This is a genomic window from Microcoleus sp. Pol11C3 (assembly GCF_036701485.1).
In the GTDB taxonomy this organism is placed as follows: domain Bacteria; phylum Cyanobacteriota; class Cyanobacteriia; order Cyanobacteriales; family Microcoleaceae; genus Microcoleus.
In genome coordinates this window covers 1-25927 of the sequence record NZ_JAUBQW010000034.1, presented here as the reverse complement: position 1 = coordinate 25927, position 25927 = coordinate 1, and the positions used below count along the sequence as shown (strand labels likewise).

Sequence of the window (25927 nt, the reverse complement as noted above, 5' to 3'; positions counted from 1 at the left end):
ATGCCGATTAGGTGAGGGGTTTGTGTTACTATGCTAAAATATCCAACAACCACACGGTAATTAGGTGGACAAACTTCAGACAGATATAGAGGCCATTTACTCTCAAATAGAGGAATTGCGCCTGGAACGCCAGCAGCTTAGTATTGCCGATGCTGTCCCAGCCGGTGATTCGCCCCAAGCGATCGCCGATGCTTATCGGCGTCACGCGAGGGAAACAGCACAAGTGTCGGCAGAAGTCAAGGGTATAGATGATGCGATCGCCGCTCTGTCTGCTCAACTGAGTCAGAAACAGCAGCAGTCGGTAAAGTTGCAAAGAATCACTCCGATGGAGGAGCAAGTTGAAGAAGGAAGAGTGCTCGCTCACGGACACGCGGAACGGATTAATGAACTGGCGGCGGAACTGGCGGCGGAAGTGAAGGGACTCAAAGCTATCGCCGACCAAATTAGTCCCAGCTACTGGCAGGTTTATTACAAGCCTTTTATTACGGGCTTTAAAAGTATTTCTGTTCCCTACGTGCGATCGGACGGGGATGTTTGGACTATTGTCAATCGAGTAGTTTAGAGAGGCTGCGGGAGCAGAAATAATCAGCGCTCAAGACAATTTTTTTCCTGTCCCTATTCCTCAACCTCAACCTCGCAGCAATTGCTTAATAGTGCCGACTAATTCCTGTGGGTGAAATGGCTTGGCGATGTAAGCGTCGGCTCCTTGTTTCATTCCCCAGTAGCGATCGAACTCTTCGCTTTTGCTCGAACACATTACCACCGGCAAATTTTGGGTTTTAGGGTCGCTTTTGAGTCGGCGACAGACTTCGTAGCCGTTCATCCGGGGCATCACGATATCCAGAACCACTAAATCTGGGCGGTTAGCCTTGATTTGCTCTAGAGCTTCTACGCCATCACTCGCTACCGTGACGTTGAGTCCTCTACCTTTGAGCAAGTCGGCGATCATCTCCCGCAGAGTGACGCTATCATCAACAACCATAACTGTACTCATAGAATAATCCCTACCAAGTTTCTGGGTTGAAACGTTCTCATTAACGTTTACACTAACGTTCACCTTCAAAGGTGTCTTTTCCTGATTGAGATTGCGCTCTGCTAAATGTAGTTTACCCACTTTTGGTGATTTCTCAATCATTTTGTGAGTAATTACCGCAAAATTCAAAGATCCGCGCAATCTCGGTTGACACAGGAGGCTATGTCCGTTAGTCTATCATTTTCTTTCTCAAATGGTACTATTATCCAAAAATCAGGGTATAGCTTGGTTGTATTTTTCCCGTGGAGGACGGCGGCGCTCGCCCGCCTGCATCAACATTTGTCTAATTAGGATTTTTCGTACCTAAAGCGGATAGTTTTTGGTCGTAGAGCGTGTCTAAAACGACCGGGCGCTGGCGGTAGCTGTGACCGGTGTTTTTGCAGCTATTAGCAACTATTCCCAAGACGGAAGCTCCAGAAATTTTTAATTCTTCTAAAACTTTGCGAACTTGCGCTCGGTCTGTTTGCCCAATTTGGACGACCATAATCGTAGCGTCTGTGTGAGCTGCGAGCAAGTGGGTGTCTGCCAAGCCTGCTATAGCAATCCTAAATGATTTGTGGGACTACTCGTTACGAGGAAGAGCCTGGTAACGCAGATCCGGAGGAAGAGCCTCCATTATCTCCGGCGAGGCAGAGCAAGAGTGACATGGGTTTCCCAGGCCAAGAGCCTGGGAACCAGTTATTGAAAATGATTTAGGATTGCTATAATAGCCGAATTAATTGAGACAAATAACGATGCGACTCTCGAATAACTTTTTCAGTTGACAGTTGACAGTTGACAGTTGATAGCTACCTCTACCTGGAAGGAAGAGGATTGGAGTAATGAATAGTCTTCTTTTAATTTCTCCCGATCAGGCTTGGGGCTTTAAACCAATTCTTTCTGGTAAGTTACTCCTAGAAAAAATCGGTGTCACTATCAGCCGAGCGACAATGGGAAGAATGACACAACGCTTGGACATGACTTTCAAAAAAAAACGCTCTTTCCGGCGGGTAAAGGCAGTCAAAGACTTCAAAACCTGCGATCTGATTTCTGGAAGCAAGTTAACAAGCTGAAGGTACAAGACTTAATCTTTATTGATGAGTCCGGGCTGAATCAGGCTATGGTTACGTTATATGCCTGAGCGTTAAAAGGTTCAAAAACTCACGGGCTAAAACTGAATATGCGAGGTAGAAATGTATCGATATTGGGAGCAATATCCGTCAAACAAGTTTTAATATCCGTGAATTTAGTAGGCTCAATATAGCAATCCTCGCATCAGTTTCAATAACTGGTTAACTGGTTCCCGGCTCTTCCTGGGAACCGATGTCACTCTTGCTCTGCCTCGGCCCAGACTATGGAGGCAGAGTCTCCGGATATGCGTTACCAGGCCGATCCTGGTAACGAGTATAATCATTTAGGATTGCTATAGATGGCATTAATTTAGAAGTTTTTAAGATTAAAAAACTCGTCCATGTTATAGGAAAAGGTGCTTGTCTATTAATAGAAAACTCGGGCATTTATCAAGGAGAATAAATAGAAAAACTTTTTAAAAAAAACCGGGTACATTTAATATTTTTACATACCTATTATCCTGACTTCTCACCAACGTTAAAATCTCTTATCTCCGGTTAAAAGCATTCTCCGTACTTGGGCGTGAGAACTTATAAAGGGTTATCGGAAGTCATAAAGATTGCCTTTGAGCAAGTTGACGAGCCAGACTTGGGGAATTGTTTACCCACTGCTGTTATTGTACCTCCAGAAACCTGAGAAAGGCTATATTGGACTAGAAAGGACTATAAATTGCATAAAGTTTTATAATAGTGGGAAATTGGTAATTTGGTGATCAAATTATCTAATGAGTTTTAACCAAAAGAGGTTTGTTTTTATGGCGATCGAGTTTGCGAAGTATCAGGGACTGGGAAATGATTTTATTCTGATTGACAACCGCCACTCGTCAGAACCGGCGATTACACCAGAACAAGCTGTGGATTGGTGCGATCGACATTTCGGGATTGGCGCAGACGGCGTGATATTTGCTCTTCCAGGGCAAAACGAGACTGACTATACCATGCGGATTTTTAACTCCGACGGTTCGGAACCGGAAATGTGCGGCAACGGGATTCGCTGTTTGGCTAAGTTTATCGCCGATTTGGAAGGGTCAGAGGCGAAAACTCAGTACCGCATCCACACTCTGGCGGGTGTGATTACCCCGGAATTGCGATCGGACGGTCAGGTTAAGGTGGATATGGGAGTTCCCCGGCTGCTGGCTGCGGAAATTCCGACAACTTTGACCGCATCGGATGCCAAAGTTATAGATGTGCCGATCGAAGTTGCTGATAAATCTTGGTCTGTTACCTGTGTCAGTATGGGCAATCCTCACTGCATTACTTTTGTAGAGGATGTTGCGGCTGTTGCTTTAGAAACTGTCGGGCCTCAATTCGAGCACAACAAAGCATTCCCGCAGCGTACCAATACCGAATTTATTCAAGTGATACGACGGGACTATGTAAAAATGCGGGTGTGGGAAAGAGGCGCGGGTGTTACTCTAGCTTGTGGGACTGGTGCTTGTGCTGCTGTGGTAGCTGGAGTGTTGGTAGGGAAGTGCGATCGGGCAACTGCGGTTGAGCTCCCTGGCGGCGTTTTGGAAATCGAATGGGCTGAAGTTTCTGGGCGGATTTACATGACCGGGCCGGCACAGCAAGTATTTACTGGCTTTATTGCTAATTAATATCAGGCCTTACGCAACTGGCATATATAGTAAGGTGCGTCAGATCCCGAAACCCTCGATAATCGTTCTAGAACTTCGCCTGACGCACCCTACAAGTTGATTGGAGTGTGACAGTTGGCCTTAGTCCTAAGTGTGTTAACAGTCAACAGTCAACAGTCAACAGTTAACAGTCAACAGTTAACAGTTCAAACAATAAAAATCTCAAATTGAGTAGGTGGACTTGCATGGCTGGAGGGATTTATTTGATTCAGGACGACGACAGGCTGGTAGAAATGATGGAACAGCCCTACGACTCGGAAGACCAGTTACAAGACTTGCTAGTAACTTATCCTAATTTGATCGCGGGAGACCAAATCGATCGGGCGACGGCGCGCAGGTGGCTGTTAATTTCGCGGGAAGCTGCACCCAGCGATGAGGAAACAGCGGTGCAGTGGTCGCTGGATCATTTGTTTCTCGACCAAAATGCCGTTCCTACTTTCGTGGATGTCCGGCGAACTCCTAATGCCGAACTGCGGCAAAAAGTTTTGGGTCAGTCGATCGACTATGCTGCTAATGCGTTGTTTTACTGGCCCATAGATTCAATTATTGCTCTGTTTGAAGCTAATTGTCGCGATCGGGGTCGCGATCCAGAACAGGTTTTTGAAGAGTTTCTCGGTGCAGATGCTAATGAAGACAGATTTTGGCAGAAGGTTAAAACTAATTTGCAAGCGGGTAAAGTTCGCTTAGTGTTTGTAGCTGACGAGATTTCCGCTGAAATGCGCCGAGTGGTTGAATTTCTTAACGAACAAATGGACCCGGTTGAAGTTTTGGCCCTGGAAATTAAGCAGTATGTAAGTGAAGATGGTTTAAAAACGCTGGTTCCCAGAGTGATCGGTCAGACCGCCGAAGCACAGCAGAAAAAATCCAGCGCAACGCGCGAAAGAAGGCGCTGGGATGAATCTTCATTTTTTGCGGAAATCAAAGCTAGACGAGGCGCGGACGAGGCGCAAATGGCAAAAGCAATTTACTTGTGGGCAAAAAGTCAAGAACCCGAAATTCAAATTCAGTGGGGAACGGGGGACGCCTACGGCGGTTTCGCAGCTCAATTGCCTCACAAGGGAAGAAAACCCTATCAGTTATTCACTGTAGATATTGCTGGCAGAATGGAGATTTCTGCTCATAATTATGGTTCCCAGCCACCGTTTAATGTGGAACAAAATTGGCTGGAATTGAGAAGTAAGCTGAGTTCGATCGGTCTGTCGCTACCTATAGAACCGGGTGAGAGAAGGTCGCCGAGTCTGGCTTTGTTTACTTTGCAAGACGAATCGGCCCTCAAGCAAGTTCTAAAAACTTTTGACTGGGTGATCGAGCAAATTCAAACGTTATAGTTATTTGTCATTTGTCATTTGTCAGTTGATTATTGGTTATTATCACCAACAAGTAACCAATAACAACTAACAACTAACAACCCACAAATAACCAAGAACTACTGACTAATGACTACTGACTAATATCGAATATTTGCTTGTTTCAAACGCCGCAATGCTTCTCCAAGTCGATCGCAATCTGCAATCAAACTAATTCTCACATATCCTTCGCCGCCCGGCCCAAAAGCATTGCCAGGAGTCACCACAACACCAGTTTGCTGCAAAACATTCAGAGCAAAATCAGTCGAACTCATGCCGCGAGTGCAGGGAACCCAAAGATACATTGCAGCCAGAGGTTTGGGAATATTCCATCCTAACTCTGCCAATCCTTCCACCATGAAATCCCGGCGAGTTCTGTAACGATTCTGCACTTCGTGCAAGTAACTGTCCGGCAATTGCAGTGCTGTTTCTGCTGCTGTTTGCAAAGCGGAAAATATACCGTAATCTAGGTTAGTTTTTAATGTCCGCAAACCTTGAATAATCTTGCTATTTCCTACTACAAAACCGACGCGCCAGCCGGCCATATTGTAGGTTTTGGACATGGTGTGAAATTCGACGCCGATTTCTTTACCGCCGGGAATTTCTAATAAACTTGTCGGTTGATAGCCGTCAAAGGCTAATTCCGCATAACACAAGTCATGAACCAGCAAAATTTGATGTTTGTGTGCGAAAGCCACAATATCTTTGTAAAATTCGCGGGGTGCAGTTGCTCCAGTCGGATTACTGGGATAATTGAAATATAGTATTTTGGCTTGTTCGGCTACGCTGTCGGGAATGTCGGCTAAATCAATTACCCAGTCATTTTCTGGTTTGAGGATGATGTTGTGAACTTTTGCACCAGCGATAATCGGGCCGCGAAATAATACGGGATAAGCGGGACTGGGCACTAATATTAAGTCCCCTGGATTGATATAGGCGATCGCAAAATGTGCTAAACCTTCTTTAGAACCCAACAGAGGCAATGCTTCGCTTTCTGGATCGAGTTCAACATTGTAGCGGCGGCTGTACCATTTAGTAATGGTGCGGCGGAAACTGGCAGTTCCTTCAAAGGGTGGATAGCCGTGATTGGCAGGATTTTGGATGGCTGCGACTGCGGCTTCTACTACTGGTTGAGGAGTGGCACCGTCAGGGTTTCCCATTCCTAAGTCTATTAAATCGAGTCCTTGTTCGCGGGCGCGGGCTTTGAGTTCGTCGAGACGGGCAAATACGTAGGGCGGTAGTTTTTGCAACCTGTCAGCAGGGGTAATCCAATCCAAGGTCATTTATTTTTTGTCAGTTGTCAGTTTTCCTGGTTTGTAGTAAGGACTTTCGTCCTTGCTAGCACAGCCTTTTCAGGACTTTAGTCCTTACTACAAACTGTTTTAATTCTTAATCTTTAATTCTCCCACAGGTGCGGTGGTAGAAACCATGGCTGCCATTAATTGTTGGGGAACGACTTTAAAAGGCAGTCTGTGGATGTCGGAATTAGGATTGCAGGCTATGTCGGTGGCGCGCTGCAATTCTGTGATGGTAATGTCTCCGAGTCCGAGGTTGTCTAAAGTTTGGGGCAATCCAATCTCGGCATAGAATTTTAGCAGTTGCTGTCTGGCGCTAGCGGCGAGTTGATTGTTTTGCAGCATTTCTTCTAGTCGTAGTTGTACTAAAATGCCGTAGGCAACTTTTTCGCCGTGCAATGTGCCGTGACTTGCTAATAGATGAGTTAGACCGTTGTGGACGGCGTGGGCAGCGACGGTGCGACATTGGGCACCGCCAATTCCGCCGATTACTCCTGCTAGCAATACGGCTGCATCTGTGACTTCTTGCCAGGTTTCGCTACCGGGTTCTTTGAGGGCGGCGGCTGATTTTTGGAATAATATATCGCGCAGTATTCTAGCTTGTTGAACGGCGGAAATTATCAGGGTTTGTTCGGAGTGTCCGCTGCTGACTGATGCTTCGTACCATTTGGCGATCGCATCTCCAATTCCTGCTACTAATGTCCGCTGTGGTGCGGTTTGAATTAAGCCGTAGTCGAGTATTAATAAGTCTGGACATCTGGCTAAGGTGACATCGTATTGGAATGCACCTTGTTCTGAATAAATGTTAGAAAGGGCTGTCCAAGCGGCACAGGTGGCTGCTGATGTGGGTATTGTGACGATCGGGATTTTGCACTGATGGGCGAGGAGTTTGGCTGCGTCTAAGGCTTTGCCGCCGCCAACTCCGATGATGAAGTCGGCTTGATGGGTTTGGGCTGCTTCGCGGAGGGTTTCGAGGCTGGTTTCGCTGCAATCCTTGCCGTATGCTGTTTCGGCGGATTTTAACTGCTGCTGTTCGAGGATTGGTTGCAGGTACGGTTGGGCGGCGGCGAGGGAGTTGCTGCCGCCGACGATTAGCGGCCGCTTTCCGAAACGGGCGATCGCATCTCCGGCTTGTGCGAGGGCCGATCGACCTCGCAATACACAGGCGGGAGCAATTGTCAAGGAATAAATTGCAGTTGGGGTGGCGGTCTTAGTGCTTTGGGTTTGAGTCATCGAACCACTGGATAAGTGACGAGAAGGTTGACGCTTTGCAGGATTGCTGGATTTTCTAGGATAACTCTAATCTATGCGAACATGGTAAGTTTTATAAACTTTTTATTAAGTATTGTTGGGCTGTTGGGGGATGGGAGGGGGGAGTTGAGGGGCGATCGCTAAGTTGATGAAGAAAATACGGGCGATCGAATTATCATTAAAATTGAGGCTTAACGTACAACTCCCAGACTTGTTTCACTGCTGCTGCATCTGCTTGAGAAATTTGCCAGATTTTCTTCCCTAGCAACAAAGACTTGTCCAAACAATCTAATCTAGACAAACGCACTGTTGAAGCAACGCGCAAACCGCTGACAGACCAATCATTAAGAAATACATCTGTTTGGCTGCGGGGTTTGACAGAGGTGACGACTGCTGCTACCACATCCTCGCCATCCAACCATACCAAAAGTATGGGGGGTTTTTTAGAGTCTGCGCCGTTTGTAAAAGGAATATTTGCCACCCCAAAATCACCAGGTTCAATAGTCGTCATAAAGTCCTTCGTCTTCGGGTGCGTAACCTTTCAAAAAAGCATCATGACTGCGAGTAATAGCTGGGTAAATTAAATTGTCTTCGCCGTCTTGTAGCGAGCGATTGAGAGGTGGTGTTTCTGTTGGCGAAGTGCTAGATGCTGAACATACGCTCAACGCCTTTGTCTGTAGTAATTTGAGTAGCCAGCGCCTGATAGGCAGTGTTTCTGTTGGCGAAGTGCTAGATTTTGAACTTATGCTAAACTGCTTTGTCGGTTGTGATTTGTACAAGAGGAATTGGACAAAATCGAGCACTTCTTCTTGTTTTTCTCTCGACAGAAGTCGCAATTTTTTTGACACGACTTTTTCTATATTATTAATAATAATTGGTTTCATGGGATTTTTACCCTTCAGCGTTGTTATATTTCTGGGTTACCTACATATTTTATCACGACTCTCAAAGGTGAGAGCGTTCCTGATTCTAGCAAGTCCAACGATTAAAACCACAGTTCCTCACCTCTGTGGTTTTAATCGTTGGAGGTGGGCTGCTTTTTCCGACCAAACACACCCGACATACTTAAACCAGTCACTAACAAGCCTATCATTCCCAAGCCGTTCAAAATCGGGTAAATTGCTTGCAGGTGAAAGATTTCACCTGTATGAATTTTCAACAAAAATCTCGATGAAGTTTTTATACCCAGCGGCCACTCTCGGAAAATTGTGATCACCATTCCAGTCAAAACAGTCAGCGCGATCGGCAAAGCAACAATAAGGCCTAGAATGCGGTGGTACTTGCGAAATGCTCTCTTCATAGTGGTTGAAAGTTTGGGAATACTGAGGGTATATAAGGAGCGAGTGTTGAGTGCTTGTTGCTGAGTAACTGCGATCGCAGTTACTCTCACAGGACTTACGCCCTCCGACGCACAGAAACCGGATATTTTAACTTTTATTCAAGGTTTGAACCAATTACGGGGGTTAAAAAACTCGGTTTCTGCGTCTGAGACTTTAGAATCAAGCACTCACCACTGACATTTAGGACTTAGGAATGCTACTGATAGTCTTTTCAAGCGACTGCAATTGAGTCAGCACTTGGTCTTTACTTGGCTGAGACTTTTTGAGTTCATCCGTCACTTTTTCGGCGGTTTCTTCAACTGCATCGTAGCTTTTGGGAGCTTTAGCTTTGATGCCGTCTTCAACCTTCTTCCAGGAATTCTCGAATGTGCCAAATTCCGTTTTGGCTTTGGCAAAGTTTCCAGCCTGAACTGCTGCTTTGGTACTGGAAACCACGCCACTCAATTCTGCATAGTTTCCCTGGGATGCTGCTTTCTCAGTTTTAACAGCAGTAGCAGCAGGAACCGGGGCGGGTGAAGTTTTCGGAGTGGAAGCTTCCTTCGCGCTGTCGCAACCAGCTAAAGCTAGAAGGCTGATGGCGCTAAGGACAAGGATTTGATTAAAACGAGCCATGAACAATCCTCACATAGATCGATACTAGAATCTATTGTGTCACAAAAAAAACCAGATCCGTGGGAATAAATCAACATCCTGCGGAATAGTAAATTTTGAAGCTAGAAGTGGGCGGATAGTTGGGTAAGTTTGGTAGATTTGGGTTGAGGGAGGAAACGCCACTAGATGATGGGTGGCCACTGTTGACCTGAATTCCGTGCAACCCAACCTAGTGACTACCCTCTTGTGTGTTTTATGTTCAGAAAGCTAATTCGGGCGATCGACATTCCTGATTTTATGGACAATAATCAACACAGATAATTAAGTTTATTACTAATTCTTGGACAACCGTTTTAGAAACTTTTCCGATACATCTGACAAATCGCTCAGTAGTTACACTCCGAACTTGCAAAACATTACCTGCTGAGTCTGCGTCTCAACAGTTTTCTTCAGTTAGCTGAATCAGAATCATGAAAGGGCGATTTTGAAATTTAGGTGACCATGTAGCCACAGTAATTATAATGCGCATGGGGATATAACTAAACATTTCCGAACTATAGCAATCCTCGCATCAGTTTCAATAACTGGTTAACTGGTTCCCAGGTTCTGCCTGGGAATCGATGTAAGCGAGGAAGAGCCTCAGCGGAGACTATGGAGGCAGAGCTTGCGGGTATGCGTTACCAGGCTCTTCCTGGTAACGAGTATAATCATTTAGGATTTCTATATCGCCTATCATCTACAGTAAGTAGTTAAGCAAAATCAATTACACAAAGAAAAATTATGATACAATAAGACTATTTAGTTGTTCGGAGAGATTTTGTGTATCTTTTTACTGAGAGATGTTAATCCCCTTTCATTTAAATTACTAATCCGAATTTATCGTTAAAGTAGACATCATCAAGTGCGTCAAAGAACACATTTTTTAATCGGGGTTTCACAAGGTGTCAAAAATCAACAATTGAAGAAAATATTTAAAATTAGTCATAAGACTATGTATAACTGGTTGAATCGATGGGAGTCCGAGGGAATGCTCGGACTATATAATAAGCCAGGTCGCGGTAGAAAACAAACATTTGATTGTACACAATTAGCTCAAATAAGAGACTGGGTAAAATCCGAGCCAAGACAATTAAAGCAAGCAGTACAAAAAATCCAACAAGAATGGGATATTACTATAAGCACGGAAACAATTAAGAGAATACTTAAATCATTTTCCATGAGTTGGCATCCTCTGCGGCGAGGTGTTGGAGGAGAGCCAGACCCCATAGAATACAAGGAAAAACTAGCACAAGTATCATAATTACAAAGACTAGAAGATATAGGTGAGATTGATTTATACTATTTAGATGAAACAGGATTTTGTCTGATTCCTTTTGTTCCTTATGCTTGGCAAAATATCGGTGAATATTTATCGATCAACAGTCGGCATAGTCAGCGTTTAAAGGTCTTGGGAATCATGAAGATAAAAAATAATCTTAACGCCTATGTTTCCACTCCGACCCTCAATTCTGATGTAATTTCTGCCTGTATAGATAGTTTTTTTCCTGTGGTCGAACGACCAACATTTATTGTAGTCGATAGAGCTTCTATTCATACTAGCAATTTCATCTACGACCGACTTGAAGAATGGAAAGAACGCGGTCTACATATCTTTGAACTACCGACTTATTCACCAGAATTGAATTTAATTGAGATTCTGTAGCGGTTTATCAAATATGAATGGATCGAAATAAATGCCTATTCTAGCTGGCCAGCTCTTGTTTCATGTGTGGAAAAAATACTTAAAGAATTTGGAGAAAATTATGTAATTAATTTTGCTTAACTACTTAAGTTGTAGATTCCTGGGCTGGACACGGCAATGCTGTTTCCCTACACATATCGCCTATTATCTACAGTAAGTTGCCGATTTCTCTGCCGGACACGGCAATGCCGTTTCCCTACACATATATATCGCCTCTCAATTCAAAGCCGGGGCTGTAACTTCTACGGGTCGAATAATTGCGGGTTTATTGGTAGATTGTTGCTGAAAAAGTGCCTTGAGTGCCGCGTCAAGATTTTCTGCCATGACGATGCGGTTTTGGTAGGCAGCAATAACTCTGATTAAAGTTGGTAAACTATTGCGCTCGGCTTCTAAATAAAGAGGTTCCACATACAGTAAAGATTGTTCAATGGGAATTACTAATAAGTTTCCTTGAATTGCTTTTGAACCCTCGCGATTCCAGAGAGATATTTGTTCGGAAATAACCGGATCTTGGTTAATTAAAGCTTCTATTTGTTCCGGGCCGTAAACTAATCGCTGTTTGGGAAACAGATACAGTAGCAATTTTCCGTACTCGCTACCATCCGATCGCCCTGCAATCCAAGCAATTAAATTGTTGCGACTTACTGGTGTAAATGGGAGCAGCAAAATAAATTCTTCTGCTGTTTCCGTTGGCAGTTTCGTAATCAAATAATACGGTGCTACGGGCTGCTGTTCGCTGCCATAAATTTCATTGGGAACTCGCCACAAATCCTCCCGATTGTAAAATACTTGCGGGTCTTCCATATGATAAGTTAGCAAGCGTTCTGATTGAATGCTCAACAAATCTACTGGATACCGGATATGTTTTCGGAGAGCGGGAGGCATTTTGTCAAGGGGTTTGAAGAGTCCGGGAAAGATAGCAATCCAACTGTTAATAATCGGATCGGAGGGATAGGCAACGTAGAAGTCAACCGACCCGTTGTAAGCATCAATCACTACTTTAACGGAGTTGCGGATGTAGTTAAACTCATGATTTCCGGGGTCAGAATACGGATAGCGATCGCTCGCTGTATAGGCATCGATAATCCAGTAAAGATAGTTGGGAGATTTCTCAGTAGCCGAGGGTGAAGGTTTAATCTTGTTGCCATTTTCATCTTTTTCTTTTTCTATATCATCATTGCTAAGATTGGCGTTTGCTGCTACTAAATACGGGTCGGAATCGTAGCGCAAAAAAGGAGCGATCGCCCGGACTCTTTTATTAATATTTCGGCGGTAGAGCAATTTAGTTTCTGGCGTAAAATTGCGCGTCAGTGCCATTTGCCAATTTTTGAGATAATTAGCAAACAGCCAGCGCCGCCACATAGAACCGATCGCAATTCCGCCCCTACCGCTGTAAGTATTGTAAACATTGTCTTCGCCGCTGGGATAGTCGAATTCTTTGACTTTGGTGGGCGTCATGGCGTCTGTATCGGTGATTTCCCCGTAGTAAATTCGCGGGTAGCCGATCGGAATACTGGCCCGAATTCGATCGCTCGTTATTTCCAAAGCAGTCTCTCCTTTCTGGGCTGCAACCCCAATATCTTTGACAAAATAATCTGGTAAACCGCCGACACCGACTGTATTTACCGGAGAAAGAGTAAAGCCGTAACCGTGAGTGTAAACCAGGTGTTTGTTCACCCAAGTTTGAGCTTCGGGGGCAACTGCTGTGTAATCTAATTCCCGCGCTGCCAGAAACACTTGTTGGCTTTCAGAATCTCCCTTTTTTGCTTTTTCATTTTTGATTGTGTAGCGCTCGATATCCGCATCCGGAAAGGTATAATAGGGTCTGATTTGCTGTAACTGTCGGTTGGTTTGCAGCAGCGGCAGCTTGTCCCACAGCCGGATGTTGCTAATAGTAAGTTTATTTTTTTCTAAGTCGGCATAAGTGAGTTTTCCGGCGGGATCGAAAGTTTTTATTTCAATTTGTTTGAGGCCAAAGGCTTCTTGAGTAAAGGCAATGCTGTGCTGAATGTACGGCTGTTCTCGTGCTAGTTCGTTGGGTTTAACCAGGAGTTGCTGCACAAGTGTTGGTAGCAGAAAAGTTCCCAAAAAACTTAAACTTAGCCACGCTAAAATAGTTTTTTTTATGAGTTCATTTTTTATTGTGAATGGGTAAACCTGGCACAGCATCAAAAGTGCGATCGCCCCCGCCAAAATACTCAAAAAGCCATACCAGGGCAACCGCACTGTCACGTCAGCATAATTCGCCCCGTAAGTAACGTCTCCCCGCGAATACAGCAATGCGTAGCGCCCCAACCAGTAGCGGAATGCAACGGCTAGCATTAAAGCTGCACCCAACCCGTACAAGTGCCGCTGCTGCGATCGAGAAAACCCCAAAAATATCCCTTGACTCAGGCTATTTGCCGACAGTAAATATGTTAAAGCACAAGATACTAAACTGTACAAAAATACAACTGTCACCCAGAAGCCTAGCAAATCAAAGATTGGCAAAATAAATACATAAAAGCTAATATTTTGATTAAAAAGAGGGTCGGTTGTGTTAAAATTAGTAGGGTGAAAATATTGCAAAACATTTGTCCAGCGACTGGCGGCAATAAGCCCGATCGCCAAACTGAGAAAAATGGCGATCGCCCGTAGCCAAAAATCAGGCTTAATTACCACAGCTAACATTGTCCCCAGCAGCAAGCCCAACTGCCACCAGTGAGAAAATAGCTGCCGTGCTATTTGCTGGATTGACTCAATTCCCAACTGTACGGGCGGTAGAGGTAAATTGCCAGCTATACCGAAATAGGTGAGGCTGTTTGCAGCTAACAGCCCGCAGTGAATTACTGTCAAAGTTGCGATCGAAGTCAATCCGAATATCGCCAACAGCAGCCAGGAAAAAGTTATTGGGGATTTAGCAACAGGTAATTCGTAATTCTTCGCGGTTTTGTTCGCCCTGAGTGAAGCGAATAGCGCCCCCGCAACCGGCGATTTCATTTCCTCTGCGGGATGTTGCAGGCGGCGGGCTAAAGCCAAATTTCCCAGCAAAAAGGCAGAAGAAACAGCAATTGCGATCGCCCCCAGCAACCCTTGAGTTTTCAGCTTTAACAGAAAAACCTGAAGATATCCAACTTCCTGAAACCAGAGAATTTCTGCCGCAATCCGGGAGGAAAACTCAAAAACTAACCACAGCCCTACAATCAGTAAAATTAATTGAGAAATTCGCCTTCTTAAAGTCATAAGAATGAGCTACAAATAGGGACACAGCAATGCCCATAGGTGTCAACTTAAGACTAAAATTCATGAGAAATCTCGCTTCTAGCAAAGTCTAGATCCCCCTAAATCCACCTTAAAAAGGGGGACTTTGAGCGCTCTTGTCCCCCCCTTGTTAAGGGGGGCTAGGGGAGATCTAGACTCGGCGACAAACAAGATATACAAAGGATTTTAGACTTACGTTTACACCAATGGACAAATGCCGTGTCCCTACAAATATAACGTGCAATTAACCGGATTTGAATCGAAATTTGAATCGAAAAACCAACTAGCTGTACTGCTGATTGACATCCACATCCAAATTAAACAGTGTTTGCAAAGTTTGCATCGCTTGCCGGCGCGCCTCAATATCCTGCTGAGCGCGCAACTGTACCATCGGATCGTGCAAAATCTTATTCACAATCCCCCTTGTTAAAGATTCAATCACATCTTGATGTTTCTCCGAAAATTCCGAACCCAGACGCGATAAAGCTTTTTCTAACTCTTGTTCCCGAATCAATTCTATCTTATCCCGCAAACTGCTAATAGTAGGAACAGTTTCCAGACTGCGCCACCAGAGATCAAAAGCCTCTACTTCCTGTTCCAGCAAGCCCTGAGCTTCCAGTGCCATTTTGCGACGGCTTTCGTGATTTTGAGCTACCACTGCTTTCAAGTCGTCCACATTAAACGATCGCACATTAGCGAGTTCGTTCGCATCCGAGTCAATGTTGCGTGGCACAGAAATATCCACCAACATCAAAGGGCGATTCGGGTCTAAAACCGCTTCCAATTTAGCTTTATTCAACAGTGGCTCAGTAGCTGCCGTACTGGTAAAAACCAAGTCTGAACTGGCAATTACCTGCATCATTTCCGAGAGCTGATACAAGTGCAATTCAGCATCTTTAAACTGACCTGCCAACTCCAGGGCGCCACGCACAGAGCGGTTGACGATCGAAATATTGCTAGCTCCTTTTGAGAGCAAATGCTGCACCAAAAGCCGCGACATTTTGCCAGCACCAATAATCGCAATTTTGCTGCTTGCTAAATGCTGACCCTTCATTTGAGCCAATTCGGCCGCCGCCGAACTGATAGAAACTGCACCGGTACCGATGCTAGTTTCCGTGCGAACTCGCTTCCCTGCTGTGAGAGCTTGCTTGAACAAGCGCTCTAAAATTCTGCCTACACCTTTGTACTGCTGGGCGAGTTTGTGAGTTTGTTTCACCTGAGCCAAAATTTGTCCTTCTCCGAGCACCAAACTGTCGAGACCAGAAGCCACTCGCATCAAGTGCATCACCGCATCTTCGTGCAACAAAATAAACAGGTGAGGGCGCAAAGACTGCAAAGGAACTTTACTGCATTCCGAAAGGAACTGAATAACTTCTCGCACACCAGGCTCCGACTCGCTGGTAACGATATAAATTTCTAAGCGGTTGCAAGTGCTGAGGATGGCAACCTCTTGAATGTGCGGGTAGCCACGCAATTGGGCGATCGCCGCTTCAACTTTCTGTTCTGGAATGCTCAGTTTTTCGCGAACTTCAACCGGCGCTGTTTTGTGGCTCAGACCTACGACTGCAATATTCATATCTGTGATTTGTCACTATTTATTTCTTAGTTGTTAACAGTCACCTGTTATTAGTTATTAGTTTATCGCTAATTGCTAATCACCGGTGACTGTTAATCGTTAACTGTTAATTGTTAACATTTAACTGTTAACCACTAACTAATCACTAATTCAATTGCAGAGATTTAGGCTGGTCAAACATATGGATTGTATCCACAAACCGAGCGGTCTTCGACTGAGAAGAAATTACCAAACTTTCAGTGCGAGCGCCGCCGCCAAAGAAGCGAACTCCATCCATCAGCGTTCCGGGAGTAATCCCGCAAGCTGCAAACAGAACTGTTTCTCCAGATGCCAACTCTTCAGCATTGTAAATCTTGTCTGGGTCTGTGATGCCCATGTCTTTCAGGCGAGCGATATTGCTTTCTTTGCTTTCACCGATCAAACCAGTTTTTACAACAGCCGGATCGTAAATTAACTGCCCTTGGAAGTGACCGCCCAAACAGCGCATTGCTGCTGCTGAAATCACACCTTCCGGTGCTGCGCCAATACCCATAAGTGCGTGGATGTTGGAACCAGAAAACGCGCAAGAAATTGCTGCCGAAACGTCGCCGTCGCTGATCAGCCGAACTCTTGCACCCGCTTGCCGAATTTCATTAATTAAACCTTTGTGCCGATCGCGATCCATCACGACCACCACCAAATCTTCAATACTGCGGCCGAGGCAATCAGAGATAATTTTGAGGTTTTGAGTTGGCGTCTTGCGAATATCTACATGATTCTTAGCAGCCGCAGGAGCAGCCAATTTGTTCATGTAGAAATCCGGTGCAGCAAACAAACCACCTTTTTCAGAGATTGCCAAAACTGCCATCGAACCGTTTTGACCGTAAGCTACCAGGTTAGTACCTTCGCAGGGGTCAACAGCGATGTCAATTTCGATCAATTCATCTAGGTTGCAGAAATCTTTGGCATCTTCGCGGGTACAAATACCTACTTGTTCGCCGATGTAAAGCATGGGTGCGTCATCGCGCTCGCCTTCGCCGATCACGATGCGGCCGCGCATATGAATTTTGTTCATGCGCTCCCGCATGGCTTCTACAGCCACTCTGTCGGCTTCATCTTTTTCGCCTTTGCCCATCAAGCGAGCGGAAGCGATGGCTGCCTGCTCAACTACTTCGATGATCTCTAAACCGATTACATTGTCCACGAACTAGATCCTCCCAACTGCTGATGCGTGCCTGTGCTCTTTTGCACTCCCAGCCATCAAGTTTATCAGAGCCGGGGATCTGTGCGAACGTCAGGAGTTGGTTAGTTTGTGTTAACTTTTGCTTCTTTGAGCTGGGGGCTGGAAATTTGAGTCAAAGGAGAGGGGAGATGCGAGAGTGGGAGAGTCGCCATCCTTGATTTATTGTAACAGTTGCCTCAGTCCTGAAGTTTTATGATGATAGCAAATCAAATGGACGCCCCAAAATCGGGACGCACTAGACTTTATAAGCAGGAAGCAATAAAAAATGATGATGAAAGCCCAAGATATTATGACCACAGAAGTTGTTACCATTCGTGGTTCGGCAACTGTAGCTGAAGCAGTGGCGATGATGAACGAACTGTGTTTGCGCGCGTTAATTGTGGAACGCCGCCACGAACAAGACGCCTACGGCATTGTCACGGAAACGGATATTGTCTACAAAGTAACAGCCTACGGAGTAGACCCGCAGAAAGTCCGCGTCTTCGAGATTATGACCAAACCGTGCATCACGGTGAATCCCGACTTGGGCGTGGAATACGTGGCGAGGTTGTTCGCGAATACCCGAATCCGCCGAGCTCCGGTGATTAAAGACAAACTGCTGGGCATTATTTCGGTAACGGATATCTTGACAAAAAGCGATTTTGTCGAGAAGCCGAAAAGTGTTTTATTTGAGGAAGAAATCGAACAGGCGATCGCGGAGGCCAGAACTATCTGTGCCGAGAAAGGCGCTACCTCTAGAGAGTGCGCGGTAGCGTGGGATATTGTAGAGGAAATGCAGGCTGAGGCTTCTCACCAGCGATCGATGAAGCTTGAAAAAACGGCTTTTGACCAGTATTGCGAGGAAAATCCAGAGGCTGCGGAAGCGCGGATGTACGACAGTTAATTTAGTTATTCGTCCTTAGCCATTACTTATTAGTTATCAACTCTTATGTATCAATACGGTTCAGTTATTGCTAAAAAAACAGATTATGCGTAGTGCGTAGGTTGGGTTGAGGAACGAAACCCAACCTACGCACTACAATTTTCCTTAACTGAACCGTATTGTCTTATTTATGGATTGATAACTAATAACTAACGATCGGAAATAGCTTTTTTTGTGCGAACCTCACGAAAAATAAAAATCTTAAGTGTTTGGCCCCATCATACAAAACACGTTCAGCTTGTTCCCCTCAAGATCGCGAAAATATCCCGCATAAAACCCCGGCAACACGCCTCTTGGCCCCGCAGCTCCTTCATCCTTACCCCCAAGTTCGATCGCTTTGTTATAAACTAAGTTGACTTTTTCTGGACTGTCAACTTGAAGAGCTATCATTACTCCATTGCCAACAGTTGCTGTGTTACCATCAAATGGTTTTGTAATAGCAAGTGCTGGTCGATCGGGAGAAACACTCCATGCGATAAATCCGTCGAATTCCATGAATCGTCGAGCGCCAATTTCAGCAAGCAAAGCATCATAAAACTTTGCTGCACTTTCAATATCGTTGGTACCGAGCGTAACGTATCCGATCATATTTTTTGTCTTCTAACGGATGTTAAGATTAAAACAATGTTTGAGCAAATAACCACTGAGTTAAACTGATCCTTATAAAACCCAAGCTACAGCTCAAACATCATTTTAGATCATAACTCAAACTATCTCGGTTTTGTCCGATCCAATGATTTATTGCCGATCGCTAATACATTCGGGACTGTCTCTAGTTGGACTGTTGACGATCGCACTTACCGCCTTTGCTTTCATAGCTTCGGAAGCATAGGGCTTTAACAAGGGCAAAACTTCCTGAGCATTTTTAACAGAAGGATCGAGCCACTGTTCCCAATCGCTGTCGGGGAGAATCACTGGCATTCGATCGTGCATCGGCTGGACTGTTTCATTAGCAGCGGTAGTAATTATACTGCAAGATACAATGTTTTCTTTTTCTGGAGATTCCCAATTTTCCCACAAACCGGCAAAAGCAAAAGGTTCGCCGTCTGCCTTTTGAAAATAGTAAGGCTGTTTGTTCTTTCCCTGCTGTTGCCATTCGTAGAAGCCGTCAGCGACTATCAAACATCGCCTGTGCTTGATGGCGCTGCGAAAAGCAGGTTTTTCGGCTACAGTTTCCGATCGCGCATTGATCATCTTGCTGCCCATTTTCATGTCTTTTGCCCAACTTGGAATCAAACCCCAGCGCATAAATTGGAACTGTCGCTGCATTTTTTTTGCAGCAACTGTGACTGTGGCAACTGATTGAGTTGGGGCGATATTGTATCGCGGTTTGATGTCTGGAACTTCCGACAGTTTGAAGAATTCGGCTATGATTTGAGCTGAAGTATTTAAAGTGAATCTTCCGCACATAGTTTTTAGTTTGTATTAACAAAGAGGTAGATTGCGATTTACCCTTGGGGTGGGGGCGGGTTTTCGAGATGATTGGTTTTAGGCAAAGATGGTTTGTAAAACCCCACCCTACGAGACACTGCTAAATTGTGGAACATTCGCAGACAACCATTCTGTCCGCAACTTTTCAATAGCTAATTCTTTGAATTTAGCTTCTACTTCAATCCAAGGAGCATCATAATAGCAATTGGGCATATCTGTAATCAAGTCGCTGTGGCGCGGATCGGCAAAAAATTCTCTGCCGTTTGAGATGTGCACTAATTGCCATTCAGGAAGGCGCCAAGTAGTCCTTGCTGCTGCTAGCATTTCTGCCACACTCGGATCGTCGTAACTTTCTAAATGTTCGTGAATGACGTGGTGGTGGGCGTCAAAAACCATTGCTACGCCAGTATCGAGACACACTTCTACCAGTTCTGAGGAACTGTAAGCGTATTCGTCATTTTCAAAGGTTAAGCGCGATCGAATGGATTCTGGCAAGTCGCGGATGACTGATTTGAGCTGCGAAGTACGATCGCTCTTCCCGCCGTGAATGTTCATCAGTGCCTGGGGCGATCGGGGCTGTCCCAACTTGTCCATAATTAAAGCATGAGTCGCCAGAATTTTAATGCTGTTTTTTACAACATCAGGCTTGTCGGAACTGAGGACGACAAATTGATCGGGGTGGAGTACCAAACGGATGTTGAGGGAAATTGCGCGATCGCCCACTCTCCGCAATTCCTCAGTCATGGAGTGTAGCACTGCTTCCCCCAAATCTGTATCTGCAAAAGGGAACAGTGCAGAAGTCATGCGGTAGAGCTTAATCTGATTAACAGAACAGAAGTCGATCGCTTTGTCAAGCCGCTTTAAGTTGTCTATATAAAGCTCGCGCAATACTGTTTCTTGTTCAGTTTCCGAAAGCTGTAAAAGTCGCTTCCGCGTGACAGTCCGAAAGCGAACTGCATCGGATGTTGTAATGCAGACCAACCCTAATTCCGGCAATTTTTCCTGTTCCACTACTTCGTTAATCCCGCTCATTTAGCAATAATCCCTAACTTTAATTTTATGTTAAATAGGTTTCTCTTAAGGACTTGAGTTTTTAGTCTTGAAGTTTTTAGGTACTACTGAACCTGCCTAAAGAGTCCGGCAGAGATTGAAATCCCTGGCGGACTCTGGAAGTGCAAGATGTAATTAGTACAAACCTGATTTTTATCAAACATCTAATCAACCGCGTCGCAGATAGCATATCGATGCCAATTTAATCGATATAACTATTGCTGTTCTTCGCCAGACTCAGCCTCTTCGTCGGGCCGCGCGGTGGCAACAGGATTTTCCATTGCTTCGTTATGGAACGGATAGCCGGATGTTTCTTGATTTAGCGGATCAGCGGGTTGGTCGGCAGGGGATGTAATTTGACCGTTAGTGTTGGTATTGGGTTTTGTGGAAGAGCCTTTATGGCTGGCGTGACCGCTACTCATCTTTTTTTCCTCAATTAGGTTTATGGAACAATTTCTAGCTTAGACTTAGCTGCTGCGGGCGATCGCCTATCTTAAGTCAGAGATATTGGTTAACAGTTGAGGATGCTATAGCCTTTCTCGGCAACTGTGCGGTAGATAGGAAAACCGCAGATTAAGGCAGACAAACACAGATTAACGCAGATAATTTCCATATTTTTCTGCGAATGGCGATCGGATTGGGAATTTGTCGCCCGCGTACCTCACGAAAATTGAGAAAGGCTATATATCTCCTGATTTTCCTCATTTCTCCTTGACAATTAACTCCGCAAACGCCCGGAGCGCATAATACTAATAATTAACCAAAAACCCAAAAAACTCGCCGCTCCAAACAAACCATTGCTCAAAAAAGATAGCTGAGCAGTTTGCGCGTTAGAAGAAATAATTGCCGCCCCCACAATCAGCGAACCCACGACAATACTAAAAGAAAGTCGGTTCGCAGAATCCCCCAAAGTGCGGCGTAGCGGATCGAGTTCTTTTAGTGTCAAGTTCCACTTCAAAGTTTCCGAAGTAACCCGGTCTAAAAGCACTTCCACCTGTCGCGGAGATTGCAAAGACAAGCTTTTCAGATCCAGGGCAGTTCTCAGCAGAGCTTGCACCGGGTCATCTCCTAATAACTGACGCCGAAACATATCGGTCATCAGCGGTTTCACCTGCTCTACAATATTAAATCGGGGATTAAAAGAGCGCGCTAGTCCTTCCAAATTAGCTAGAGTTTTTGCATACAAACCGAGATTGCTGGGCAGACGAATTTTATTTTTGCGGGTGATTTCTAGCACCTCATAAAAAATTTCCGACAAGTTCATTTGCGACAAGCTGACATTGTAATACTTGCGGAGCATTCTAGCCAAATCGTTCTCTAGAACAGCTAAACTTTTCGGCTGAGCAAATTCTGCCATTTCCAATGTTAATTGAGTGCAGCGCTGAGCATCTAAATCGACAATTGCCAGCAACATTTCTGTCAAATTTTGCTGAGTGCGCGGGTCTAATCTGCCGACCATGCCGCAGTCTAGTAAAGCTATCCGGCCGTCTTTGAGATAAAATAAATTGCCGGGATGCGGGTCTGCGTGAAAGAATCCGTCGATATACAACTGCTGGAAGAAAACGCGACAAAGCAGCGTTGTAATTTCTTCGCGTTCGGCATTTATATCTCCTTTGTGGCGAATTCCTTGCAAATCGCCTAACAAAATCGGCACCCCGTTCAGCCACTCCATTACTAAGAGTTTTTTTGTGGTTAACTCCCAGTTAATTTCTGGCAAAACAACTTGTGTGGGGTCAAACCATTTACTTTTAGATAAATTGCGGCGCAGTTCGTCTGTGTAGCTGGCTTCTTGAATGAAGTCTAGTTCTGCACGCAGGGCGATCGCAAATTCTTCTGCTAGGGCGACAATATCGTATTGTTGACCGAAGTCTGTGAGCATGACAAGTTCTGCCAAACCTCGGAGCACGGCGATGTCTTGTTCGATGACAATCTCAATACCGGGACGCTGAACTTTGAGGGCGACTTCGCGGCCGTCTTTTAAGGTAGCTTTGTGGGTTTGGGCGATCGAACCTGCCGCGACAGCTTGAGTGTTAAATTTGGCGAAGGTATCTTCGAGAGATTGTGTGAGTTCCATCCGGACGATGGCTTCTACTTCCGACCACGGTACGGGGGGTACTTCCGCTTGTAGCGTGGAGAGGGTTTCGATGTAGCTGGCCGGTAAAAGGTCAGGACGAGTGCTCAGCAATTGTCCCAATTTGACAAAAACTGGGCCTAATTCGACGAGGATGTTGCGGAGAACTGCTGGAGTTGGGAGACTGGGTGCGTCGATTTTGCGGCCGGTTAGGAGGCTTTTCATGTAGTCCCAACCGTTGCGGAAGACGACCTCTAGAATTTCTCCTTTGCGAGAATTGTTTTGAACTAGGCTAAACAAGGGGCCTCCGGGTCGATCGGGTTTAAGGGCTATATAACTACTAGGATAGCGCTGTTAACCGGGCTGACCATTGTCTTGAGGAATAACTTGGGGGAAAAAGTGCGATCAAATTTTGGGATGTGGGGGCGATCGGTTTTTGGCTTTGGCATTACTCCTCATCGTAATATACACAGGAATTACGCCCGCACACTACATATACTGTGCCGAAAAAGAGCGATCGCCTTTTCTCTCCCACAAGCGCGATCGTCCCTACCATTAAAAATTTAACTGCTTAAAAAATTAAGTTTCCATGATTTCAGTTCGGATTTTTTATACTGTACTTTTTCAATCTCTTTATACTTTTATGCTTTTTTTATATCATCTACCAGCCGATTTTTGTTAAAATTATAATAAATCTTTCCCAAATTATCAATAATTGCCATTACTTTTTGGCTCGCATACCAGCTATCCACGTCTGACTTTCTGGAGCATCGCTGCCAATTTCAGATGAGATGTTCATCCAAATAGCAAACTTATTTAGCTTGTAGCTGCGCTGTCTTCGCTCTCTTTCCCCAAGACAGTGCAACTACAAACCTTAGTTAAATCTATCAGCCTTTGTAAATCCTGACGACATAGGATCTGTGTTTGCCATTAGCGATCGCTAATGCTGCCAACTAATCCTCTACCCAATTGAGTAACCCAAGAGAAGTAACAGCTCCAAAAAAGTGAGCCCCAATCAGATTAACGTTTGCCATTGTCACAAAAATATCTAGGGAACGAATCACATTTTCTGGCGCATAAGCTGCCATCGCTTGCGGTTGACTAAGAGTTTTCGCTAGGACTACAGCAACTGTTTCTTCAGAAGCGACAAACGCGATTAATACCCCCACCAAACTAGAAATTAATCCAATCCGTAGGGTGTGAGTAATATGTTCTTTGCTGGGATATACCTGAGAATTTTCGGCGTGCAAAAGTCGGCCTAAAAGCCTATAACGAAAATCCCAAAAAATTCTAAAGCACAGCAATAAAAGACCGAGTACCGCTAAAAACACCCCGAAACCAATACCTGCATTATTATTGGTTTGTTCGCTCATGTTGCGACCCAACATAGCAAATACTAAAACAATGCCGGAAACAGCACCCAAGAATAACTGTATCCAGAAGCTAACTCGACTGAACAAGCGAAAAGTGGCGACGAATTCGGTATTCGTCAGCGGTTGCGACAAGGATTCTGGTTGATTCATTATATACACCTTATTGCTGAATTGATCGTAAAAATAAACGAGGCAAGAAAGAGATTCTGCTTGTCTTCCTGGCGCAAGCGACCACCTTGTGGTTAGCTATTAGACTTCTCCTGAAAACTCAGTTCAGCACAGGCAAGATGCCTGATGTTTGGTAACTGATTTTGGCAATTTCCGGTAAATAAAAGGTTGAACTCAACACAGCCACTGCCGTTGTGGTTGATTCCATTTTCCTAATATCCTCCTCTGAACCATCAACTTCTTGCGATAATGGCAATTTAGAATCTTAAAAATAGACTTAGGTAAAAGGTCTATTGTCCCGGTTCAACATTTCAAAATGTTGCTTCTCTCTCTATTTAATCTAACTAGCCAAACTTTGCCCTCTGTCTAATGCCATAAAAAAATATCCACCTGATGGAAGATGATTGAGGAAAAACTTATGATATTGCTTTCAGTTAAGTGCGATAGCTCGGAGGATTGGCGATAGATGCGTGATTCCCAACTGCCGCACGGGGGCGCATCCATTCTTACAACGTCTTGAAGGCAATTTTCTCACCGCTATCATTATGAAAAATTAGGTATCTTTGCTTCCCGCTTACACCTTAGATCTCTTGACAGCATTCGGATTTTTGTTTGGTTTTTTGGGAGTATTTTTAGCGCTGCCAATTCTAATTGTTATTCAACTTGGGTTAAAAAAATTTTAATCAAAGATATACTAGACCGCTGGCAGGCGGCTGCATCAGTGAAGCAATTTTATTATAGCCCATAAAGCTATATTTGTCCTGGGGGGGTAACAACCAGCCTGAAACCCATACCTTTGTAAGGATTGAGCCAATGTGTGCTAAAAAAAGATAGGCAGCATAATTGTTACACGCTTGCCTATCTCAAAAATAATGATACCAACATTCTACCTCATTCATTTAAAAAAATAACTAAGTTCAGCTCAATTTAAACTGATTGGAATCTTGCTACCTTTGATACAATCAGAAAAACAAGTGAGATTAGAACGGCTCTCGCGGGTATTTCCCTATCCAATTACAACAGAAAGTCGGCGTAGAAAACTACAAAGGTTTCTCGATTTGCCTCACTTAACTATCTCACTAATTTGGTTCCCATTAATTACTTATTGGTTGATTACTTATTGCCGTGTTGGTCAAACTTTATCACTTGCAATCGACCGCAGTCAATGGGGGCGCATTAATCTATTTATGGTTAGCCTGATCTGGGAGCGAAGAGCAATTCCATTATACTGGTCACTGTTGCCCAAATTGGGAAACAGTAACTTCGAGTCAGAAATAACCAATTTACAGCAAGTTTTACCATTGTTTTCAGAATATAAAATCCTCGTTTTAGGAGACCGTGAATTTTATTCTGTCGATTTGGGAAACCAGGGTAAGCTCATCTAATTTGGTATAAATTCTACTTGAAAAAAATACGACTGTAGCAATCCTAAATCATTATCAAGACTCTGATACAATTATATGCAATACTTGATTTTGACAATAAAAAATGAATAACTTACAACTGCAACAAAAAGATAGAGAAAAAGAAA

At 44.5% G+C, this 25927-nt stretch carries 23 protein-coding genes and 1 pseudogene; 7 read left to right on the top strand and 17 right to left on the bottom strand.

Annotated elements, in window-relative coordinates:
* Positions 1 to 64 precede the first annotated feature (64 nt).
* Positions 65 to 562 carry a hypothetical protein gene (locus QUA40_RS10690; RefSeq protein ID WP_333125028.1) on the top strand — a complete coding sequence of 166 codons (498 nt, stop codon included), beginning with the start codon at positions 65 to 67 and terminating at the stop codon, positions 560 to 562.
* 66 nt (positions 563 to 628) lie between these two features.
* Here QUA40_RS10690 and QUA40_RS10685 read toward each other — a convergent pair whose 3' ends face one another.
* Complete coding sequence (locus tag QUA40_RS10685; RefSeq protein ID WP_039886668.1) at positions 629 to 994, bottom strand: response regulator transcription factor; 366 nt, start codon at positions 992 to 994, stop codon at positions 629 to 631.
* 322 nt (positions 995 to 1316) lie between these two features.
* Positions 1317 to 1562, bottom strand: coding sequence for a hypothetical protein (locus QUA40_RS10680; RefSeq protein ID WP_333125024.1), 246 nt, complete (start codon positions 1560 to 1562; stop codon positions 1317 to 1319).
* A gap of 292 nt (positions 1563 to 1854) precedes the next feature.
* Between QUA40_RS10680 and QUA40_RS10675 the strand changes: the two genes are divergently transcribed.
* The 3 genes from QUA40_RS10675 (at position 1855) to QUA40_RS10665 (ending at position 5107) form a co-directional block, all read left to right on the top strand.
* The gene (locus QUA40_RS10675) at positions 1855 to 2085 is read left to right on the top strand and encodes a hypothetical protein (RefSeq protein WP_333125022.1); all 231 of its coding nucleotides are present in this window, start codon (positions 1855 to 1857) and stop codon (positions 2083 to 2085) included.
* Positions 2086 to 2897: 812 nt separating this feature from the next.
* Positions 2898 to 3740, top strand: coding sequence for a diaminopimelate epimerase (gene dapF, locus QUA40_RS10670; RefSeq protein WP_333125071.1), 843 nt, complete (start codon positions 2898 to 2900; stop codon positions 3738 to 3740).
* Between the two features lie 224 nt (positions 3741 to 3964).
* Positions 3965 to 5107 (top strand): hypothetical protein, encoded by a 1143-nt coding sequence (locus QUA40_RS10665; protein ID WP_333125068.1) that lies wholly within the window; start codon positions 3965 to 3967, stop codon positions 5105 to 5107.
* A 119-nt stretch (positions 5108 to 5226) separates the two neighbouring features.
* On the opposite strand, the gene QUA40_RS10660 is transcribed toward QUA40_RS10665, so the two are convergent.
* From QUA40_RS10660 to QUA40_RS10635, 6 genes are all read right to left on the bottom strand, one after another.
* Positions 5227 to 6408, bottom strand: coding sequence for an aspartate aminotransferase (locus QUA40_RS10660; protein WP_333125020.1), 1182 nt, complete (start codon positions 6406 to 6408; stop codon positions 5227 to 5229).
* A 99-nt stretch (positions 6409 to 6507) separates the two neighbouring features.
* On the bottom strand, positions 6508 to 7653 hold the full coding sequence (locus tag QUA40_RS10655) for an iron-containing alcohol dehydrogenase family protein (RefSeq protein ID WP_333125019.1): 1146 nt from the start codon (positions 7651 to 7653) through the stop codon (positions 6508 to 6510).
* A 196-nt stretch (positions 7654 to 7849) separates the two neighbouring features.
* Positions 7850 to 8182 carry a PemK-like protein gene (locus QUA40_RS10650; RefSeq protein ID WP_333125017.1) on the bottom strand — a complete coding sequence of 111 codons (333 nt, stop codon included), beginning with the start codon at positions 8180 to 8182 and terminating at the stop codon, positions 7850 to 7852.
* Entirely contained in the window at positions 8169 to 8555 is a 387-nt protein-coding gene (locus QUA40_RS10645; RefSeq protein WP_333125014.1) for a hypothetical protein, read from the bottom strand. The genes QUA40_RS10650 and QUA40_RS10645 overlap by 14 nt, the downstream gene beginning before the upstream one ends.
* 131 nt (positions 8556 to 8686) lie before the next feature.
* Positions 8687 to 9061, bottom strand: coding sequence for a peptidase (locus tag QUA40_RS10640; RefSeq protein WP_333125011.1), 375 nt, complete (start codon positions 9059 to 9061; stop codon positions 8687 to 8689).
* Between the two features lie 130 nt (positions 9062 to 9191).
* A complete protein-coding gene (locus QUA40_RS10635) occupies positions 9192 to 9623 on the bottom strand; it encodes a hypothetical protein (protein ID WP_333125008.1) in 432 nt (143 codons plus the stop codon).
* Positions 9624 to 10425: 802 nt separating this feature from the next.
* Between QUA40_RS10635 and QUA40_RS10630 the strand changes: the two are divergent.
* Positions 10426 to 11424 (top strand): annotated as a pseudogene (locus tag QUA40_RS10630) (IS630 family transposase).
* Positions 11425 to 11559: 135 nt separating this feature from the next.
* Here QUA40_RS10630 and QUA40_RS10625 read toward each other — a convergent pair.
* The 3 genes from QUA40_RS10625 to glpX form a co-directional block, all read right to left on the bottom strand.
* Complete coding sequence (locus QUA40_RS10625; RefSeq protein WP_333125005.1) at positions 11560 to 14565, bottom strand: UPF0182 family protein; 3006 nt, start codon at positions 14563 to 14565, stop codon at positions 11560 to 11562.
* Positions 14566 to 14866: 301 nt separating this feature from the next.
* Positions 14867 to 16159, bottom strand: a complete 1293-nt coding sequence (locus QUA40_RS10620) for a glutamyl-tRNA reductase (protein WP_333125003.1) — start codon at positions 16157 to 16159, stop codon at positions 14867 to 14869.
* Positions 16160 to 16304: 145 nt separating this feature from the next.
* Positions 16305 to 17342: a class II fructose-bisphosphatase gene (glpX, locus tag QUA40_RS10615; protein WP_333125000.1), complete on the bottom strand. Its 1038-nt coding sequence runs from the start codon at positions 17340 to 17342 to the stop codon at positions 16305 to 16307.
* Between the two features lie 304 nt (positions 17343 to 17646).
* On the opposite strand from glpX, the gene QUA40_RS10610 reads away from it, so the two are divergent.
* Positions 17647 to 18264: a CP12 domain-containing protein gene (locus QUA40_RS10610; RefSeq protein WP_333124998.1), complete on the top strand. Its 618-nt coding sequence runs from the start codon at positions 17647 to 17649 to the stop codon at positions 18262 to 18264.
* 240 nt (positions 18265 to 18504) lie between these two features.
* Here the strand turns inward: QUA40_RS10610 and QUA40_RS10605 are convergent, their stop codons facing one another.
* The 6 genes from QUA40_RS10605 to QUA40_RS10580 all read right to left on the bottom strand — a co-directional run bounded on the left by QUA40_RS10605 (position 18505) and on the right by QUA40_RS10580 (position 24378).
* Positions 18505 to 18891 (bottom strand): VOC family protein, encoded by a 387-nt coding sequence (locus tag QUA40_RS10605; RefSeq protein ID WP_333124996.1) that lies wholly within the window; start codon positions 18889 to 18891, stop codon positions 18505 to 18507.
* A 150-nt stretch (positions 18892 to 19041) separates the two neighbouring features.
* Entirely contained in the window at positions 19042 to 19713 is a 672-nt protein-coding gene (locus QUA40_RS10600) for an SOS response-associated peptidase (protein ID WP_333124993.1), read from the bottom strand.
* A gap of 108 nt (positions 19714 to 19821) precedes the next feature.
* Complete coding sequence (gene uvsE, locus QUA40_RS10595; RefSeq protein ID WP_333124989.1) at positions 19822 to 20766, bottom strand: UV DNA damage repair endonuclease UvsE; 945 nt, start codon at positions 20764 to 20766, stop codon at positions 19822 to 19824.
* Between the two features lie 233 nt (positions 20767 to 20999).
* Positions 21000 to 21206 carry a hypothetical protein gene (locus QUA40_RS10590; RefSeq protein ID WP_190661448.1) on the bottom strand — a complete coding sequence of 69 codons (207 nt, stop codon included), beginning with the start codon at positions 21204 to 21206 and terminating at the stop codon, positions 21000 to 21002.
* 296 nt (positions 21207 to 21502) lie between these two features.
* Positions 21503 to 23155 (bottom strand): AarF/ABC1/UbiB kinase family protein, encoded by a 1653-nt coding sequence (locus QUA40_RS10585; RefSeq protein WP_333124985.1) that lies wholly within the window; start codon positions 23153 to 23155, stop codon positions 21503 to 21505.
* A 653-nt stretch (positions 23156 to 23808) separates the two neighbouring features.
* Complete coding sequence (locus QUA40_RS10580) at positions 23809 to 24378, bottom strand: DUF3611 family protein (protein ID WP_333124982.1); 570 nt, start codon at positions 24376 to 24378, stop codon at positions 23809 to 23811.
* Positions 24379 to 25349: 971 nt separating this feature from the next.
* Here QUA40_RS10580 and QUA40_RS10575 point away from each other — a divergent pair.
* Entirely contained in the window at positions 25350 to 25781 is a 432-nt protein-coding gene (locus QUA40_RS10575; RefSeq protein WP_333124979.1) for a hypothetical protein, read from the top strand.
* Positions 25782 to 25927 lie beyond the last annotated feature (146 nt).